General features: G+C 40.3%; 20 protein-coding genes. 17 read left to right on the forward strand and 3 right to left on the reverse strand.

Translation table 11 applies throughout. The annotated features are described in order from the left end of the window. Positions 1-8 precede the first annotated feature (8 nt). The 10 genes from rodZ (at position 9) to tsf (ending at position 8,618) form a co-directional block, all read left to right on the forward strand. Positions 9-830: a cytoskeleton protein RodZ gene (gene rodZ, locus B7720_RS02660; protein ID WP_061421566.1), complete on the forward strand. Its 822-nt coding sequence runs from the start codon at positions 9-11 to the stop codon at positions 828-830. Positions 831-840: 10 nt separating this feature from the next. Continuing rightward, complete coding sequence (gene pgsA, locus B7720_RS02665; RefSeq protein WP_084856385.1) at positions 841-1,386, forward strand: CDP-diacylglycerol--glycerol-3-phosphate 3-phosphatidyltransferase; 546 nt, start codon at positions 841-843, stop codon at positions 1,384-1,386. Then, positions 1,383-2,210, forward strand: a complete 828-nt coding sequence (locus tag B7720_RS02670) for an energy-coupling factor ABC transporter ATP-binding protein (protein WP_084856386.1) — start codon at positions 1,383-1,385, stop codon at positions 2,208-2,210. Before pgsA ends, B7720_RS02670 begins: the two co-directional genes overlap by 4 nt. After that, a complete protein-coding gene (locus B7720_RS02675) occupies positions 2,195-3,034 on the forward strand; it encodes an energy-coupling factor transporter ATPase (RefSeq protein WP_084856388.1) in 840 nt (279 codons plus the stop codon). The genes B7720_RS02670 and B7720_RS02675 overlap by 16 nt, the downstream gene beginning before the upstream one ends. Continuing rightward, on the forward strand, positions 3,027-3,821 hold the full coding sequence (locus B7720_RS02680; protein WP_084856390.1) for an energy-coupling factor transporter transmembrane component T family protein: 795 nt from the start codon (positions 3,027-3,029) through the stop codon (positions 3,819-3,821). Before B7720_RS02675 ends, B7720_RS02680 begins: the two co-directional genes overlap by 8 nt. Before the next feature lie 60 nt (positions 3,822-3,881). Beyond that, positions 3,882-4,697 (forward strand): rod shape-determining protein MreC, encoded by an 816-nt coding sequence (mreC, locus tag B7720_RS02685; RefSeq protein WP_001078971.1) that lies wholly within the window; start codon positions 3,882-3,884, stop codon positions 4,695-4,697. A gap of 2 nt (positions 4,698-4,699) precedes the next feature. Continuing rightward, entirely contained in the window at positions 4,700-5,194 is a 495-nt protein-coding gene (gene mreD, locus B7720_RS02690) for a rod shape-determining protein MreD (RefSeq protein WP_084856392.1), read from the forward strand. A gap of 93 nt (positions 5,195-5,287) precedes the next feature. Continuing rightward, on the forward strand, positions 5,288-6,496 hold the full coding sequence (pcsB, locus tag B7720_RS02695) for a peptidoglycan hydrolase PcsB (RefSeq protein ID WP_000726991.1): 1,209 nt from the start codon (positions 5,288-5,290) through the stop codon (positions 6,494-6,496). Between the two features lie 223 nt (positions 6,497-6,719). Further along, positions 6,720-7,499 carry a 30S ribosomal protein S2 gene (gene rpsB / locus B7720_RS02700; RefSeq protein ID WP_061421562.1) on the forward strand — a complete coding sequence of 260 codons (780 nt, stop codon included), beginning with the start codon at positions 6,720-6,722 and terminating at the stop codon, positions 7,497-7,499. A gap of 78 nt (positions 7,500-7,577) precedes the next feature. After that, entirely contained in the window at positions 7,578-8,618 is a 1,041-nt protein-coding gene (gene tsf, locus B7720_RS02705; RefSeq protein ID WP_084856394.1) for a translation elongation factor Ts, read from the forward strand. A gap of 102 nt (positions 8,619-8,720) precedes the next feature. On the opposite strand, the gene cysK is transcribed toward tsf, so the two are convergent. The 3 genes from cysK to B7720_RS02720 all read right to left on the reverse strand — a co-directional run bounded on the left by cysK (position 8,721) and on the right by B7720_RS02720 (position 10,837). Then, positions 8,721-9,647: a cysteine synthase A gene (gene cysK / locus B7720_RS02710; protein WP_061421561.1), complete on the reverse strand. Its 927-nt coding sequence runs from the start codon at positions 9,645-9,647 to the stop codon at positions 8,721-8,723. Between the two features lie 96 nt (positions 9,648-9,743). After that, positions 9,744-10,187: a PH domain-containing protein gene (locus tag B7720_RS02715; RefSeq protein WP_000863903.1), complete on the reverse strand. Its 444-nt coding sequence runs from the start codon at positions 10,185-10,187 to the stop codon at positions 9,744-9,746. 14 nt (positions 10,188-10,201) lie between these two features. Further along, positions 10,202-10,837: a YigZ family protein gene (locus tag B7720_RS02720; protein WP_000395765.1), complete on the reverse strand. Its 636-nt coding sequence runs from the start codon at positions 10,835-10,837 to the stop codon at positions 10,202-10,204. Positions 10,838-10,893: 56 nt separating this feature from the next. Here B7720_RS02720 and B7720_RS02725 point away from each other — a divergent pair, with 56 nt between their 5' ends. The 7 genes from B7720_RS02725 to dnaB all read left to right on the forward strand — a co-directional run bounded on the left by B7720_RS02725 (position 10,894) and on the right by dnaB (position 18,703). Then, positions 10,894-12,192, forward strand: a complete 1,299-nt coding sequence (locus tag B7720_RS02725; protein WP_084856395.1) for an ATP-dependent helicase ComFA — start codon at positions 10,894-10,896, stop codon at positions 12,190-12,192. Next, the gene (locus B7720_RS02730) at positions 12,189-12,851 is read left to right on the forward strand and encodes a ComF family protein (protein WP_084856397.1); all 663 of its coding nucleotides are present in this window, start codon (positions 12,189-12,191) and stop codon (positions 12,849-12,851) included. The genes B7720_RS02725 and B7720_RS02730 overlap by 4 nt, the downstream gene beginning before the upstream one ends. 79 nt (positions 12,852-12,930) lie before the next feature. Then, the gene (gene hpf / locus B7720_RS02735; protein ID WP_084856399.1) at positions 12,931-13,479 is read left to right on the forward strand and encodes a ribosome hibernation-promoting factor, HPF/YfiA family; all 549 of its coding nucleotides are present in this window, start codon (positions 12,931-12,933) and stop codon (positions 13,477-13,479) included. Between the two features lie 81 nt (positions 13,480-13,560). Further along, on the forward strand, positions 13,561-14,739 hold the full coding sequence (locus tag B7720_RS02740; protein ID WP_084856726.1) for an acetyl-CoA C-acetyltransferase: 1,179 nt from the start codon (positions 13,561-13,563) through the stop codon (positions 14,737-14,739). A 145-nt stretch (positions 14,740-14,884) separates the two neighbouring features. Continuing rightward, positions 14,885-16,858 (forward strand): DHH family phosphoesterase, encoded by a 1,974-nt coding sequence (locus B7720_RS02745; protein WP_084856401.1) that lies wholly within the window; start codon positions 14,885-14,887, stop codon positions 16,856-16,858. Next, entirely contained in the window at positions 16,855-17,307 is a 453-nt protein-coding gene (gene rplI, locus B7720_RS02750; RefSeq protein ID WP_000864211.1) for a 50S ribosomal protein L9, read from the forward strand. Before B7720_RS02745 ends, rplI begins: the two co-directional genes overlap by 4 nt. Before the next feature lie 43 nt (positions 17,308-17,350). After that, entirely contained in the window at positions 17,351-18,703 is a 1,353-nt protein-coding gene (gene dnaB / locus B7720_RS02755) for a replicative DNA helicase (RefSeq protein WP_000852476.1), read from the forward strand. Position 18,704 lies beyond the last annotated feature (1 nt).

Consider the following 18,704-nt stretch of genomic DNA (forward strand, 5'->3'; position numbering starts at 1 on the left):
TGGTACGTATGAGAAAAAAAACAATTGGCGAGGTTCTACGTTTAGCTAGAATTAACCAGGGATTGAGTTTAGAAGAATTGCAGGAAAAAACTGAAATTCAGTTGCATTTTCTAGAAGCTATGGAGGCAGATGATTTTGATCAACTTCCTAGTACCTTCTATGCTCGTTCTTTTTTAAGAAAATATGCCTGGGCAGTAGAGTTAGATGAAAGAATTGTTTTGGATGCATATGATTCAGGCAGTATGATTACCTACGAAGAGGTAGATGTCGATGAAGAAGACTTGTCTGGTCGCAGACGATCAAATAAGAAAAAAACGTCTTATCTCCCCTTGTTTTATTTCGTTCTATTTGCTTTGTCAATTTTAATTTTTGTCACTTACTATGTTTGGAACTACATCCAAACTCAGCCAAGTCCTTCTTCAGCTAACTATAGTGTTGTGAACTCAACTAGTTCAACAACCTCATCTAGTTCATCTTCTAGTAGTCAGACGTCTAGCTCGTCTTCTACTACGGAATCAACTATTACAGTGTCAGGCGAAGGAAACCGCATTGAAGCTCGGTATAAAACGAGTAAGGAAACCGCTACTGTTCAACTAGCAGTTTCAGATACAACTAGCTGGGTAAGTGTTTCAGGAAGTGAGCTGGAGGGTGGTGTGACACTATCCGCAGACAATAAGAATGCAAAAACAACAGTTTCAACTAAGAATCCCGTTACCATTACTTTAGGTGTAGTGAAGGGAGTTACTGTGACTGTGGACAATCAAACGATTGATACTTCGAAGCTGACAACTCAGACTGGAACTGTAACACTTACATTTACTACAGATTAAGGAAAAATCAATGAAAAAAGAACAAATTCCTAATGTATTAACTATTGGTAGAATTCTCTTCATACCTCTCTTTATTCTTATTTTGACTTTGGGCCATTCACAAGGCAGTCATTTGCTAGCGGCGATCATCTTTGCAGTTGCTAGTATAACGGATTATCTTGATGGCTATCTTGCTCGTAAATGGAATGTAGTCAGCAACTTTGGAAAGTTTGCTGATCCGATGGCCGATAAGCTGTTGGTTATGTCAGCTTTTATCATGTTGATTGAGTTAGATATGGCTCCAGCTTGGGTTGTTGCTATTATCATCTGTCGTGAACTTGCGGTGACAGGCTTGCGCTTGTTGCTTGTTGAGACGGGAGGGACAGTTCTAGCAGCAGCGATGCCAGGGAAAATCAAGACCTTTAGCCAGATGTTTGCCATTATCTTTTTGCTCTTACATTGGAATTTAATTGGTCAGCTGTTGCTTTATATCGCTTTGTTTTTCACTATCTACTCTGGCTATGATTATTTCAAGGGTAGCGCTCATGTATTCAAAGGGACATTTGGTTCGAAATGAAATCGATTATTGAAGTAAAAAATCTGTCTTTTCGTTACAAGGAAGACCAGGAACATTATGACGTTAATAATGTCTCGTTTCACGTGAAACGGGGAGAATGGCTTTCGATTGTAGGTCATAATGGGAGTGGAAAATCGACAACTATCCGTTTGATTGATGGATTGCTTGAAGCAGAGTCTGGGGAAATCTGGATAGATGGGCAATTGCTGTCCTCTGAGAATGTTTGGGACTTACGCCGTCAAATTGGTATGGTTTTTCAAAATCCAGATAATCAATTTGTGGGGGCGACTGTTGAAGATGATGTTGCCTTTGGTTTAGAAAATCAGGGACTTCCTCGAGAAGAAATGAAGAAGAGAGTGGCTGAATCTTTGGAGTTGGTAGGTATGCTGGACTTTAAGAAGAGAGAACCAGCTCGTTTATCTGGTGGACAAAAACAACGGGTGGCTATTGCAGGAGTTGTTGCCTTGAGGCCAGCTATTTTGATTTTGGACGAGGCTACAAGTATGTTGGATCCTGAGGGACGCAGAGAACTGATTCAGACAGTTCAAGAGATACGAAAAGACCACCAGATGACAGTCGTCTCCATTACACATGATTTAGAGGAAGTTGCGATGAGTGACCGTGTATTGGTCATGAAAAAAGGCCAAGTGGAGTCAACCAGCAGCCCAAGAGAACTTTTTTCTCGGAATGACCTTGACCAGATAGGGTTAGATGAACCTTTTGCTAATCAATTGAGAGAATCTTTGAGAGAGACTGGTTATCAGTTGCCGGATGACTATTTGACAGAAGGAGAGCTAGAGGACAAGTTATGGGAATTACTCTAGAAAATGTGAGCTTTACCTATCAAGAGGGAACTCCCCTATCTTCATCAGCCTTGACTGATGTTTCTTTGACGATTGAGGATGGTTCCTATACAGCTTTAGTAGGGCACACAGGTAGTGGGAAATCAACGATTTTACAGCTTTTAAATGGCCTATTGGTACCAAGTAAGGGTTCTGTTCGAGTTTTTGATACCGTCATTACACCTACATCAACCAACAAAGAAATTCGCCAGATTCGAAAGCAGGTTGGTCTAGTGTTTCAATTTGCTGAAAATCAGATTTTCGAAGAGACTGTTTTGAAAGATGTTGCATTTGGACCGCAAAATTTTGGAGTTTCTGAGGAAGAGGCCAAGAAAATTGCGCGTGAAAAGTTAGCCTTGGTAGGCATCGATGAGTCACTCTTTGAGCGCAGTCCTTTTGAACTTTCGGGTGGTCAGATGAGACGTGTGGCTATAGCAGGTATGCTAGCCATGGAGCCAACTGTCTTGGTTTTGGATGAGCCTACAGCAGGGCTAGATCCTTTGGGCAGAAAAGAATTGATGACCTTGTTTAAAGAACTCCACCTTTCTGGAATGACAATCGTTCTGGTAACGCATTTGATGGATGACGTAGCTGCATATGCTGATCAGGTCTATGTTATGGAAAAGGGGCGTTTGGTCAAAAGTGGCAAACCGAGCGAAGTTTTCCAAGATGTAGCCTCTATGGAAAAGGTGCAGTTAGGTGTGCCTAAAATCACAGCATTTTGTAAACGTTTGGCAGATAGGGGTGTAGATTTTAAAAAACTGCCAATCAAGATAGAGGAGTTTAAGGAGTCGCTAAATGGATAGTATGATTTTAGGGCGTTATATACCAGGGGATTCCATTATTCATCGCTTGGATCCGCGTAGTAAATTGCTTGCCATGATTCTGCTGATTTTGATTGTATTTTGGGCCAATAATCCCCTCACCAATCTCATTCTGTTTGTAGCGACAGGTATATTTATCGCTTTGTCAGGCGTTTCCCTCTCATTTTTCGTTCAGGGATTAAAATCCATGTTCTTCTTGATTGCTTTTACGACTCTTTTTCAGCTCTTTTTCATTTCAAGTGGAAATGTCCTATTTGAGTTTTCTTTTATAAGAATAACGGATTATGCTTTGCAACAAGCAGGAATCATTTTCTGTCGTTTTGTGTTGATTATTTTCTTTTCAACCTTGCTAACCTTAACGACCATGCCTTTGAGTCTGGCAGCTGCAGTTGAAGCTCTTTTAGCACCGATGAAACGCGTGAAAGTTCCCGTTCATGAAATTGGCCTCATGTTATCAATGAGTTTGCGTTTTGTTCCAACATTGATGGATGACACGACGCGAATTATGAATGCTCAGAAAGCCCGTGGAGTTGACTTTGGTGAAGGCAGCATCGTTCAAAAAGTAAAGGCTATGATTCCAATTTTAATTCCTCTTTTTGCGACGAGCTTAAAGCGTGCAGATTCATTGGCAATAGCGATGGAAGCGCGTGGTTATCAAGGAGGAAAGGGTAGAAGTCAGTATAGACAGTTGAGATGGAGTCAAAAGGATACACTGGCAATTCTTGTGATTTTGGTACTGGGATGTTTCTTATTTTTCTTAAAATCTTAGTAGGTTTGTAGGATTGATAAGAAGCTCACAGTAGCAGGTTTTTAGTATAAAGGTAGGAATATGAACCGTTTTAAAAAATCAAAATATCTAATCATCGTTTTTGTCACAGTTTTGGCAGTTTCTGTTCTATTAGTGACAACCTATTCAAGCGCTATTGTGACGAAACTAGGAGATGGGATTTCCTTAGTAGATAGAATTGTTCAAAAACCCTTTCAGTGGTTTGATACTTTCAAATCAGATTTGGGACATTTGACGCAGACTTACAATGAAAATGAGAGTCTAAAGAAACAGCTCTATCAACTAGAGGTGGAGTCTAATCAATCAGAAAGTTTAAAAAATGAAAATGAACAATTACGTCAGTTGCTGGATATGAAGTCAAAATTGCAGGCTACAAAAACCATTGCAGCAGATGTGATTATGCGAGCTCCAGTATCTTGGAAGCAAGAGTTAACAATTGATGCGGGAAGTTCAAAAGGAGCTTCTGAAAATATGTTGGCCATTGCAAACGGGGGTTTGATTGGTAGTGTTTCAAAGGTGGAGGATCATTCAACAACGGTCAATCTATTGACAAACACCGAAAATTCAGACAAAATTTCTGTTAAAATCCTGCATGGTTCTACTGAAATTTACGGGATTATCGTTGGTTATGATAAGGAATCTGAACTGCTTAAAATTAGCCAATTAAACAGCAACAGCGACATTAGCGCGGGAGACAAGGTGACTACAGGGGGGCTCGGAAACTTTAATGTTAAGGATATCCCTGTTGGAGAGGTTGTTGCTACAACACACAGCAGTGATTATCTAACAAAGGAAGTAACAGTCAAGTTAAGTGCTGACACCAAAAATCTTCATGTGGTAGAGTTAGTGGGGAATTAGCAATGAGACTGTTAAAACAAATTGGTATTTTCTTTTTACTCCCTTTTGTCGTACTAATTGATGCACATATTGGACAATTAGCGGGATCCTTCTTCCCTCACTTTCATTTAGCAAGTCATTTTCTGTTTTTATTTCTCTTGTTTGAGACAATTGAGGTTTCAGAATATCTCTATCTAGCTTATTGCTGTATAGCGGGTTTGGTGTACGATATCTATTTTTTCCACTTGATAGGAATTGCAACACTTCTATTTATCTTGATAGGAGCTTCGCTCCATAAATTTAATAGTGTAATTTTGCTAAACCGTTGGACAAGAATGTTAACAATAGTTGTGATGAGTTTCCTATTTGATATGGGGAGCTATCTCCTTGCTCTTGCTATGGGATTGACAGTAGAATCGATGCCAGTTTTTATTGTCTACAGCCTTGTCCCATCAATGATTTTAAACTTTTTATGGATGCTTATTTTCCAATATATTTTTGAAAAATGTTATCTATAAGAAAGAAATAAAAATGTAACAAAGGCGTAATATTTATTATGTCTTTTTTTGGTATACTAGTAATGTCTTAAATAGAAGGAGTATCTACACAATATGAAGAAAAAAATCTTAGCGTCACTTTTATTAAGTACAGTATTAGTGTCTCAAGCGGCAGTATTGACAACTGTCCACGCTGAAACAACTGATGAAAAGATTGCTGCTCAAGATAGTAAGATTAGTAATTTGACATCTCAACAAAAAGAAGCTCAAAAACAAGTAGATGAAATCCAAACGCAAGTTACAGCTATCCAAACTCAACAAACGAACTTGGAAGCTGAGAATGAAACTCTACAAGCTGAATCTAAAAAACTTGAAGGAGAAATTACAGAGCTCTCTAAGAACATTGTTGCTCGTAATGAATCTTTGGAAAAACAAGCACGTAGCGCACAAACAAACGGTGCTGCAACTAGCTATATCAATACAATTGTAAACTCAAAATCAATTACAGAAGCTATTTCACGTGTTGCAGCAATGAGCGAGATTGTATCAGCTAACAACAAAATGTTGGAACAACAGAAAGCTGATAAGAAATCTATCGCTGAAAAACAGGTTGCAAATAATGAAGCAATCAACACTGTCATTGCGAACCAACAAACGCTTGCTGACGATGCACAAGCATTGACAACAAAACAAGCAGAGTTGAAAGTTGCTGAGTTAAACCTTGCTGCAGAGAAAGCTACTGCAGAAAGCGATAAAGCAACTTTGTTGGAACAAAAAGCTGCAGCAGAGGCCGAAGCAAAAGCAGCAGCTGAAGCAGAAGCAGCTTATAAAGCACGTCAAACAAGTCAACAACAATCAGTTGTTGCTTCTGGAAATACAACACTTTCAGATCAAGTGCAAGCGACTTCAAGCTCTTCATCAGATGATGATTCAAGCTACACTCCAGCACCTGCTCCAACTCCAACAAGACAGCGTCCAACATACAGTACAAATGCTTCAAGTTATCCAACTGGTGAATGTACTTGGGGAGCTAAAACATTAGCACCTTGGGCTGGAGATTACTGGGGTAACGGAGCGCAGTGGGCTACAAGTGCAGCAGCTGCAGGATTCCGTACAGGATCAACTCCACAAGTTGGTGCGATTGCATGTTGGAATGACGGTGGATATGGACACGTAGCGGTTGTTACAGCAGTTTCATCATCAACTAGCATTCAAGTATCAGAATCAAACTATGGTGGAGATCGTACAATCGGTAACAAACGTGGATGGTTCAACCCAACTACAACTTCTGAAGGTTACGTTACTTATATCTATCCAAACTAATGAATGAAACGAAGAGACTCGATTGAGTCTCTTTTATTATTTTTTATCGAAAGCAAGGCCGAAATCCATTAAAACTACTTGAAAATATGGCTATGATGTGGTAAAATAAAACTTGTCGTGTAAACGATAATACTCATTCTTGATGAATTGTGAAACTGTTGCCCTCGGGTCGTTTTGCAAGTTGAAGTCGAGGAGAGGAAAAAAACAAAAAGGAGAAATACTCATGGCAGTAATTTCAATGAAACAACTTCTTGAGGCTGGTGTACACTTTGGTCACCAAACTCGTCGCTGGAACCCTAAGATGGCTAAGTACATCTTCACTGAGCGTAACGGAATCCACGTTATCGACTTGCAACAAACTGTAAAATACGCTGACCAAGCATACGACTTTATGCGTGATGCGGCAGCTAACGATGCAGTTGTATTGTTTGTTGGTACTAAAAAACAAGCTGCTGACGCTGTTAAAGAAGAAGCAGAACGTTCAGGTCAATACTACATCAACCACCGTTGGTTGGGTGGAACTCTTACTAACTGGGGAACTATCCAAAAACGTATTGCTCGTTTGAAAGAAATCAAACGTATGGAAGAAGAAGGAATCTTCGACGTTCTTCCTAAGAAAGAAGTTGCACTTCTTAACAAACAACGTGCACGTCTTGAAAAATTCTTGGGTGGTATCGAAGACATGCCTCGTATCCCTGATGTAATGTACGTAGTTGACCCACATAAAGAACAAATCGCTGTTAAAGAAGCTAAAAAATTGGGTATCCCAGTTGTAGCGATGGTTGACACAAACACTGATCCAGACGATATCGATGTAATCATCCCAGCTAACGATGACGCTATCCGAGCTGTTAAATTGATCACAGCTAAATTAGCTGACGCTATCATCGAAGGACGTCAAGGTGAAGATGCAGTAGCAGTTGAAGCTGAATTTGCAGCTTCAGAAGCTCAAGCTGACTCAATCGAAGAAATCGTTGAAGTTGTAGAAGGCGACAACGCTTAATTCATATAAATAGTAATTACCTAGGAGGGCGGGGCCTAGCCCAGCTCTCCTATTTTTAAAAAATATAGGAGAATCAAAATGGCAGAAATTACAGCTAAACTTGTAAAAGAGTTGCGTGAAAAATCTGGTGCTGGTGTTATGGACGCTAAAAAAGCGCTTGTAGAAACAGACGGTGATATCGAAAAAGCGATCGAATTGCTTCGCGAAAAAGGTATGGCGAAAGCAGCTAAGAAAGCTGACCGTGTTGCTGCAGAAGGTTTGACTGGTGTATTTGTTAACGGTAACGTTGCAGCAGTAGTTGAAGTAAATGCTGAAACTGACTTCGTTGCGAAAAACGCTCAATTCGTTGACTTGGTAAACGCAACAGCTAAAGTAATCGCTGAAGGTAAACCAGCGAACAACGAAGTAGCTCTTGCTTTGACAATGCCTTCAGGTGAAACTCTTGAAGCTGCATATGTATCTGCAACAGCTACAATCGGTGAAAAAATCTCATTCCGTCGTTTTGCTTTGCTTGAAAAAACAGATGCACAACACTTTGGAGCATACCAACACAATGGTGGTCGTATCGGTGTTATCTCAGTTATTGAAGGTGGAGACGAAGCGCTTGCTAAACAAATCTCAATGCACATTGCTGCGATGAAACCAACAGTTCTTTCTTACAAAGAATTGGATGAGCAATTCGTTAAAGATGAGTTGGCACAATTGAACCACGTAATCGATCAAGATAACGAAAGCCGTGCAATGGTTGGTAAACCAGCTCTTCCACACTTGAAGTATGGATCAAAAGCACAATTGTCTGATGAAGTGATTGCTCAAGCTGAAGCTGATATCAAAGCTGAGTTGGCTGCAGAAGGCAAACCAGAAAAAATCTGGGACAAAATCATCCCAGGTAAAATGGATCGCTTCATGCTTGACAACACTAAAGTTGACCAAGCATACACACTTCTTGCACAAGTATACATCATGGATGACAGCAAGACAGTTGAAGCTTACCTTGAATCAGTAAATGCTTCAGTAGTTGAGTTCGCTCGCTTTGAAGTTGGTGAAGGTATCGAGAAAGCTGCAAACGACTTTGAAGCAGAAGTTGCAGCTACAATGGCAGCAGCCTTGAATAACTAATAGAAAAGGAAGCAAATTGCTTCCTTTTTCTTTTGGTCTAGAGAGTAGGCTCTATATGAGTAAACAAAAAGCCCTTTAAAAGGGCTAAGTGTATTTAGGAGGCTACACTTCAAATTCATAGAGTGCTGTAGACAAATAACGTTCGCCGTTATCTGGTGCTAAAGCAAGGACTTTCTTACCTGTACCTAATTTCTTGGCAACCTCAATTGCCCCGTAAATCGCTGCAGCTGAAGAAATCCCAACAAGGAAGCCTTCTTTTCCACCAATTTCACGGCCAAGCGCTAGAGCATCATCTGATGTTACGCGGACGATACCATCATAGGCTTTTGTATCAAGTGTTTCAGGAATAAATCCAGCTGAGATGCCTTGAATTTTGTGAGGTCCTGGTTTTTCACCAGACAAGATAGCTGACTCGTCTGCCTCAACCGCATAAACTTGAATGTTTGGATTTGCTGCTTTAAGAGCGTGAGAAACACCTGAGATCGTTCCACCGGTGCCAACACCACCCACAAAAGCATCTAAACCATCAGAACCGAAAGCAGCCAGTATTTCAGCTCCTGTTGTTCTTTCGTGTACTTCTGGATTAGCTGGATTATTAAATTGGAGTGGAAGGAAGCCGTCACGTTCAGCAGCGATTTCCTGAGCTTTAGCAATGGCCCCTTTCATTCCTTCGCTACCAGGAGTGAGGACGAGTTCAGCACCATAGGCTTGGATAATCTTGCGTCGTTCCACACTCATCGTTTCAGGCATGACGATAACAACTTTATATCCTTTAGCAGCACCGACCCATGAAAGACCGATACCAGTGTTTCCACTCGTTGCTTCAACAATGGTAGCACCCGGTTTTAGAATACCATCTTGTTCCGCTTTTTCAATCATGCTAAGGGCAATGCGGTCTTTTACTGACGATCCAGGGTTAAAAGCTTCTAGTTTAACATAGACGTCTGCAGCACCCTCTGGAACAATGTTGTTAAGTTTAACAATCGGTGTTTGTCCGATTAGTTCAGTGATATTGTTATAAATAGCCATAGATATACCTCTTTGTATAAGATGATACTAGTATAACGCGCTTAAGGCTATTTGTAAAATATAGAAATTCTATCAAAGTGATAGGATTTTTTTATATCAAAGGTCTAAGCCATTAATTTTTAATCGATTGTGATAAGCCAATTCTAATAAATAGGTGTAAAGAGGGAGGATGTCCGTTTTTTTAGGGAATTCAAATTTATGGAAACTCAGATGCTCATTATGTGCTTTTAGAAAGACATTTTCTAAGTAAGTGATTGTAATCTCACTATCATCTATACCTGCTCCAGCAGTTTCCATTTCAACGTTTACAATGTTCATCAAAAAGAGTGACTTAACAGACACCTTGCGACCAGTGGCTCCTTGCTTATCTGTAAAAATAATACGGATATTTGTAAAGATAATTGAATCGCGAATAAGTTTATATCCACTTTGAATTTCTTCATTCTCTAGTAGATATTGTCCATATTCTTTAATAAGAGTCTCTTTGTTCTCCTCGCTAAAGTTTCCAGCAAGTCCTTGAATAAATTTCCCAAAAGCCATAATTTCTCCTTCGTTTACACTAGGTTTACAGGGACTTCAACTTCTCGTAAACCTTGATCTGTTAAAGTAACCTTTCCATTAAAGAACTCAACAAGAGCAGCTTTGATCTTTTCTTTCTCTTCCTTATCAACATAGATCATTGTAGCAATTTGATCTGTAAAGTTTGTATCCAGCTCCATGAGATGATGCTCTTTAAGGAAATTGCCATATTCTTGATACTGAGCGTAAGACATCTGAATGGCTATACCAGCCTGTTCTTTGATTTCAATAATGCCAATTTCTTTGACAGCCAAGGCCACACTACCTGCATAAGCACGAATCAAACCGCCAGCACCTAGTTTGATGCCACCAAAGTAGCGTGTCACTACCACACAGAGATTGGTTAAATTATGATTTTCTAAGACACCCAGCATAGGGACTCCAGCAGTACCACTAGGTTCCCCATCATCACTCGTACGCTTGATCTCACTGCGTTCCCCAATAATAAAAGCAGAGCAGTTATGGGTGGCTTTGTAGTGTTCTTTTTTGATAGCAGTGATAAAGTCACGAGCTTCTTCTTCACTATAGACACGCTTGGCATAACAGATAAAGCGTGATTTTTTGATTTCTTCTTGGACCTGCCCATCCTCTTTAATTGTTCTAAATTCCATGATTTAATTGTACTAAAAAATTACCTAAAGTGCTAGATTTTTACGAATAAAGAAGTATGAAAGTAAATCCAAATTACCTCGGTCGCTTGTTTACTGAGAAAGAATTAACAAAAGAAGAATGTCAGATGGCTGAGAAACTTCCAGCAATGAGAAAAGAGAAAGGGAAACTGTTTTGTCAACGTTGTAATAGTAGTATTCTAGAAGAATGGCATTTGCCTATTGGTGCCTACTATTGTAGGGAGTGTTTGCTGATGAAGCGAGTCAGGAGTGATCAAGACTTATACTATTTTTCGCAGGAAGATTTTCCAAAGCAAGATGTTCTCAAATGGCGTGGTCAGTTAACCCCTTTTCAGGAAAAGTTATCAGAGGGGTTGATTCGAGCAGTCGAAAAGAAAGAACCGACTTTAGTTCATGCTGTGACAGGAGCTGGAAAGACAGAGATGATCTATCAAGTTGTAGCTAAAGTGATTGATGATGGTGGTGCAGTTTGTTTGGCCAGTCCTCGAATTGATGTGTGTTTGGAACTGTATAAGCGACTGCAGAATGACTTTGCTTGCGATATAGCACTACTTCATGGCGAATCAGAGCCCTATTTTCGAACTCCCCTAGTAGTTGCAACAACTCATCAGTTATTAAAATTTTATCATGCTTTTGATTTGTTGATAGTGGATGAGGTAGATGCCTTTCCTTATGTTGACAACACTATGCTTTACTATGCTGTAAAGAATAGTGTAAAGGAGGATGGATTGAGGATATTCCTTACGGCAACTTCTACAGATGAGTTAGATAGGAAGGTTCGCACAGGGGAATTAAAAAGATTAAGCTTGCCGAGACGGTTTCATGGAAATCCTTTGATTATTCCTAAACCAGTCTGGTTATCGGATTTTAATCGCTGTTTAGAGAAAAATCAATTGTCAACCAAGTTAAAGACTTATATTGAGAAACAGAGAAGAACAGGTTATCCCTTACTGATTTTTGCATCAGAGATTAAGAAAGGCGAAAAACTAAAAGAAATACTACAGGTGCATTTCCCAGATGAGAATATCGGTTTTGTATCTTCTATCACAGAAGACCGATTAGAGCAAGTGCAAGCTTTTCGAGATGGAGAACTAACAATACTGATCAGTACGACAATATTGGAACGCGGAGTCACCTTCCCTTGTGTGGATGTTTTCGTAGTAGAAGCTAATCATCGACTCTTTACCAAGTCTAGCTTGATTCAGATTGGTGGTCGAGTTGGACGTAGTATGGACAGACCAACTGGTGAGTTGCTCTTCTTTCATGATGGATTAAATGCTTCCATCAAGAAGGCAATCAATGAAATCAAGCAGATGAACAAGGAGGCGGGATTATGAACTGTTTACTATGTGGCCAGACTACAAAGAGTGAGCTGACTTTTAGCAGTCTCTTCCTTTTGAAGGATGACTGCAGTTATCTTTGTTCAGCTTGTGCTTCTAGTTTTGAGAAGATTGGTGAGAATTATTGCCCAAACTGTATGAAAACAGGCATGTCAACTAAGTGTCAAGATTGTAAATCTTGGTGTAAAGATGGGATTAAAGTTGATCATAAGGCAATCTTTACCTATAATCAAGCTATGAAAGACTTTTTCAGTCGCTATAAGTTTGATGGCGATTTTTTGCTTAGAAAAGTTTTTGCTTCTGTTCTTGCTGAGGAGCTGAAAAAGTATAAAGGTTATCAATTTGTTGTAATTCCCCTAAGTCCTGGAAGATTGCTTGAGAGGGGGTTCAACCAAGTCGAGGGTTTAGTTGAGGCAGCAGGCTTTTCTTTTAAAGATATATTAGGAAAAAGAGAAGAGAGCGCTAGTTCTTCTAAAAGCCGTTTGGAAAGATTGGCTACTGAAATTCCATTTTTTATTAAAGATGGAATCTCACTTCCCAAGAAGATTTTGCTGATTGATGATATCTATACAACAGGGGCAACTGTGAATCGTGTGAAACGACTTTTGGAAGAAGCAGGTGCTTTGGAAGTTAAAACTTTTTCCCTTGTAAGATGAGGAAAAAATTTGCAAAATGAAAATGAAAGCGTTATAATATAGTTAGAAAAACAAAAATGTTTAGAAAGAAGGTACTTATATGATTAAATATAGTATCCGTGGTGAAAACCTAGAAGTAACAGAAGCAATTCGTGATTATGTAGTTTCTAAACTCGAAAAGATCGAAAAGTATTTCCAACCTGAGCAGGAGTTGGATGCACGTGTGAACTTGAAAGTTTACCGTGAAAAAACAGCAAAAGTTGAAGTAACGATTCCACTTGGATCTATTACTCTCCGTGCAGAAGATATTTCTCAAGATATGTATGGCTCTATCGATCTAGTAACTGATAAAATTGAACGTCAGATTCGTAAAAATAAAACAAAAATCGAACGTAAAAATAAAAATAAAGTTGCGACAAGCCAACTCTTTACAGATGCTCTAGTTGAAGATGAAAATGTTGTGCAACCAAAGGTAGTTCGTTCAAAACAAATTGATTTAAAACCAATGGATTTAGAAGAAGCGCTTCTTCAAATGGATTTGTTGGGGCATGATTTCTTCATCTATGTAGATGTAGAAGATCAAACAACCAATGTTTTGTATCGCCGTGAAGATGGTGAAGTTGGTTTGCTCGAAGTAAAAGAATCATAAAATAGAATTTTTAAAGTGGTTTACACCAGTGTAAACCACTTTTGTATTGCATCATTATAAGAGATATAGATGGAGGCGGTTATGAAAGATGTGGTGATTGTTTCGGCAGTGCGAACTCCAATAGGCTCCTTTGGAGGAAGCTTGAAGAATGTTTCAGCTGTTGATTTGGGAGCTTTGGTTATTAAAAGTGCTTTGGAAAAAGCCAATGTCAAACCAGAGCTGGTAGACGAAGTGATTATGGGGAATGTCCTAGGCGCTGGTTTAGGGCAAAATGTAGCTCGCCAAATGAGCATTCATGCGGGACTTCCGGAATCTACACCAGCCTTTACCATCAATAAGGTTTGTGGTTCCGGTTTGAAGGCAGTGCAGTTGGCTGCTCAAGCGATTCGATGTGGCGATGCAGATATTATCGTAGCTGGTGGTGCAGAAAACATGAGTCAGGCTCCATACGTTTTGCCAAGCTTCCGTTGGGGTGGCCGTATGGGCGATTCAAAAGTGGTAGATACCATGATTAAGGACGGTTTGTCTGATGCCTTTAACGAATACCATATGGGGATTACAGCTGAGAATGTGGCCGAAGAATATGATGTCAGTCGAGAAGAGCAAGATGCTCTTGCTTTAAAGTCACAAAAACGAGCAGTTGCAGCTATAGAATCTGGACGCTTTAAAGAAGAGATTATTCCAGTTGTCATTCCTCAACGCAAAGGCGATCCTATCGTTTTTGATATAGATGAATATCCTAGAAAAGATGCTAGCTTAGAGAGTTTATCTAAGCTAGGTCCTGTTTTCAAAAAAGACGGTTCTGTCACAGCGGGAAATGCTTCAGGTATCAATGACGGAGCAGCGGCTGTCTTGGTCATGAGCGCTGAAAAAGCTGAAGAATTGGGACTTTCAGTGATTGCCCACATTCGTTCGTATGCAAATGCAGGTTTGGATCCTAAGATGATGGGTTGTGGACCGATTTATGCGACCCGTAAAGCTCTTGAAAAAGGTAATTTGACAGTTGATGATCTTGACTTGATCGAGTCAAATGAAGCCTTTGCTGCTCAGGCTTGTGCGGTTGGGAAAACACTTGGCTTTAACACAGATATTGTCAATGTCAATGGTGGTGCGATTGCTCTTGGTCACCCAATTGGGGCTTCAGGTTGCCGTATCCTAGTGACTCTGGTACATGAGATGATGAAACGTGATGCTAAAACTGGTTTAGCTACTCTCTGTATCGGAGGAGGGATGGGAACAGCCCTCATCGTTGAACGTTAGGTGTTAGTGATCTGAACACGTGGGTAGGAGGGTGATGATTCCCTCCTCTTTTTGTGTCTGAGGTTAGAGAAATGAAGGGCTTGCATCTTTTAAAAGGTCGCTTTTTAAGGGTTTTTGTGATATAATAATGCGCAAGAGGTTTAGAATGAAAAAAAATAATTTAATCCCGTTTTCTGCAGTCTTGCTAGGAATTGCAACTTTCGGAATCTTAACTTTGCTGATTATTTTTTCACATAATCTTGCTGTAACAATCACTGTTTTGTTTTTATTTGTACTTCTTTATCTGCTTTTGTTTGTATGGCAAAAAAAACAGTATGAAAAGAGCGAAATTGAACAAATCCAATATGTAAATCACCAAGCCGAAGATAGTTTAAACACGCTGCTCGAACAAATGCCGGTTGGTGTTCTGAAATTAGACCTATCTACTGGCGAAGTGGAATGGTTTAATCCTTATGCTGAGTTGATTTTGACTACTGAAGAAGGCGAAATTGATGTTGAATTGATTCAAACCATCATCAAAGCTTCGGTGGGGAACCCAGGTTCTTACGCTACCTTGGGGGAAACACGCTATGCCGTTCATATGGACAAGGCTTCGGGTGTCCTGTATTTCTTTGACGTTTCAGGGGAATATGAAGCAACTGTTGAATTGGTAACGAGTCGACCAGTGATTGGGGTCATCTCAGTCGATAACTACGATGATCTAGAAGATGCAACTTCGGATTCGGATATCAGTCATATCAATAGTTTTGTGGCCAATTTTGTATCGGAGTTTGCGGAGAAGTATGCCATGTTTTCTCGGCGAGTGGGGATGGATCGGTTTTATCTATTTACTGATTATACCGTGCTTGAGGAATTGATGAATGATAAGTTCTCTGTCATTGATGTTTTCCGCGAAGAGTCGAAACAGAGACAATTGCCCTTGACTTTAAGTATGGGATTTTCTTATGGTGATGGAAATCATGATGAGATAGGAAAAGTTGCTCTCCTAAACTTGAACTTAGCCGAGGTTCGTGGTGGTGATCAGGTAGTTGTCAAGGAAAATGATGAAACCAAGAACCCAGTCTATTTTGGTGGTGGTTCCGCAGCCTCTGTTAAGAGAACAAGAACACGTACTAGAGCCATGATGACAGCTATTTCAGATAAAATTCGAAGTGTAGATCAAGTCTTTGTAGTTGGTCACAAGAATCTAGATATGGATGCTTTAGGCTCAGCTGTCGGTATGCAGTTGTTTGCGAGCAATATTACAGAAGACAGTTATGCAGTCTACGATGCAGATCAAATGTCGCCAGATATCGAGCGGGCTATCAACTTCTTGGAAAAAGAGGGTGTCACCAAGCTCTTGCCTCTGTCTGATGCGATGAGGCTAGTTACAAAGCGCTCTTTGTTGATTCTAGTAGATCATTCGAAGACAGCTTTGACCTTGTCCAAAGGTTTTTATGATCTATTCACGCAAACCATTGTCATTGACCATCATCGACGTGATCAGGATTTCCCTGAGAATGCAGTCATCACCTATATTGAAAGTGGGGCAAGTAGTGCCAGTGAGTTGGTCACAGAATTGATTCAGTTCCAAAATTCTAAGAAAAATCGTTTGAGTCGTATGCAGGCCAGTGTTTTGATGGCTGGTATGATGCTGGATACCAAGAATTTCACATCTCGCGTGACGAGCCGAACCTTTGATGTGGCTAGCTATCTGAGAACACGGGGAAGTGACAGTATTGCTATCCAGGAGATTGCTGCGACAGATTTTGAAGAGTACCGTGAGGTAAATGAACTCATTTTACAAGGTCGTAAGTTAGGTTCAGATATCTTGATTGCCCAAGCTAAGGACTCAAGGACTTATGACACAGTTGTTATCAGTAAGGCTGCTGATGCTATGTTGGCTATGTCAGGTATTGAGGCTAGTTTCGTTCTGGCAAAAAATACACAAGGATTTATCTCTATCTCGGCTCGAAGTCGTAGTAAAATCAATGTGCAACGCATTATGGAAGAGCTGGGTGGCGGTGGTCACTTTAATCTAGCAGCTGCGCAAATCGAGGATATGAGTTTGTCGGAAGCAGGAGAAAAATTGACTCAACTAATCTTGGAAGAACTAAAGGAAAAGGAGAAAGAAGAATGAAAGTAATCTTTTTAGCAGATGTTAAAGGAAAAGGGAAGAAAGGCGAAATCAAGGAAGTACCAACTGGCTACGCTCAAAACTTCCTGATTAAAAAGAATTTGGCCAAGGAAGCAACTGCTCAAGCAGTGGGTGAGTTGCGTGGAAAACAAAAATCAGAAGAAAAGGCTCATGCTGAAATGATTGCTGAAGCAAAAGCCATCAAGGCTAAGCTTGAAGCAGAAGAAACAGTTGTAGAGTTTGTTGAGAAGGTTGGACCAGATGGCCGTACATTTGGCTCCATCACTAACAAGAAAATTGCAGAAGAATTGCAAAAGCAGTTTGGTATTAAGATTGACAAACGCAATATTCAAGTGCAAGCACCAATTCGAGCAGTAGGTTTGATTGATGTACCAGTGAAGATCTATCAAGATGTTACAAGTGTCATCAATCTTCGTGTAAAAGAAGGTTAAGTTTACAACTTCTTGACAAGATTGTAAAAGGAAGGAAAGTCGGATGGCAGAAGTAGAGGAACTGCGAGTTCAACCTCAGGATATTTTAGCAGAACAATCTGTTCTGGGGGCTATTTTTATAGATGAGAGTAAGCTCGTTTTTGTCCGAGAATACATTGATTCTCGTGACTTCTTTAAGTATGCTCATCGGTTGATTTTCCAAGCGATGGTAGATTTGTCGGATCGTGGGGAAGCAATTGATGCGACGACAGTTCGGACGATTTTGGATAGTCAAGGGGATCTCCAAAATATTGGTGGCTTGTCTTACCTTGTTGAAATTGTCAACTCTGTACCAACTTCAGCCAATGCGGAGTATTATGCTAAAATTGTTGCCGAAAAGGCTATGCTACGTCGCTTGATTTCCAAGTTGACAGAGTCTGTCAACCAAGCTTATGAGGCTTCTAAGCCTGCAGATGAAATCATCGCTCAGGCTGAAAAGGGACTCATTGATGTTAGTGAAAACGCTAATCGTAGTGGGTTCAAGAACATCCGTGATATTCTAAATATCAACTTTGGGAACCTAGAAGTTCGGTCACAACAAACAACGGATATCACAGGTATTGCAACGGGCTACCGTGATTTGGACCATATGACGACAGGTCTTCATGAGGAGGAGTTAATTATCCTAGCGGCGCGACCAGCAGTTGGTAAGACGGCCTTTGCTTTGAACATTGCTCAGAACATCGGGACTAAGTTGGACAAGACGGTTGCTATCTTTTCGCTGGAAATGGGTGCGGAAAGTCTAGTAGACCGTATGCTGGCAGCAGAAGGTTTGGTGGAGTCTCATTCTATCCGTACTGGTCAATTGACTGATGAGGAGTGGCAAAAATATACCATTGCTCAAGGGAATCTAGCCAACGCGAGTATCTATATCGATGATACGCCAGGGATTCGGATCACGGAAATTCGCTCTCGCTCACGTAAACTGGCTCAAGAAACAGGCAATCTAGGCTTGATTTTGATCGACTACCTACAGCTTATCACAGGTACTGGTCGTGAGAACCGCCAACAAGAAGTCTCTGAAATTTCTCGTCAGTTGAAAATTCTAGCCAAGGAATTAAAGGTTCCAGTCATTGCTCTTAGTCAGCTATCTCGTGGAGTGGAACAGCGTCAAGATAAGAGACCAGTCTTGTCTGATATTCGTGAATCGGGTTCTATCGAGCAGGATGCGGATATTGTAGCCTTTCTATACCGTGACGACTACTACGATCGTGCGGGTGAAGAAGAGGAAGGAATTCCAAATAACAAGGTTGAGGTTATCATTGAGAAAAATCGTAGTGGAGCTCGTGGAACGGTGGAATTGATTTTCCAAAAAGAATACAATAAATTTTCAAGTATCTCAAAGAGGGAGGCATAAA

It is taken from the genome of Streptococcus oralis subsp. oralis (genome assembly GCF_002096455.1).
Taxonomy (GTDB): Bacteria; Bacillota; Bacilli; order Lactobacillales; family Streptococcaceae; genus Streptococcus; species Streptococcus oralis_CY.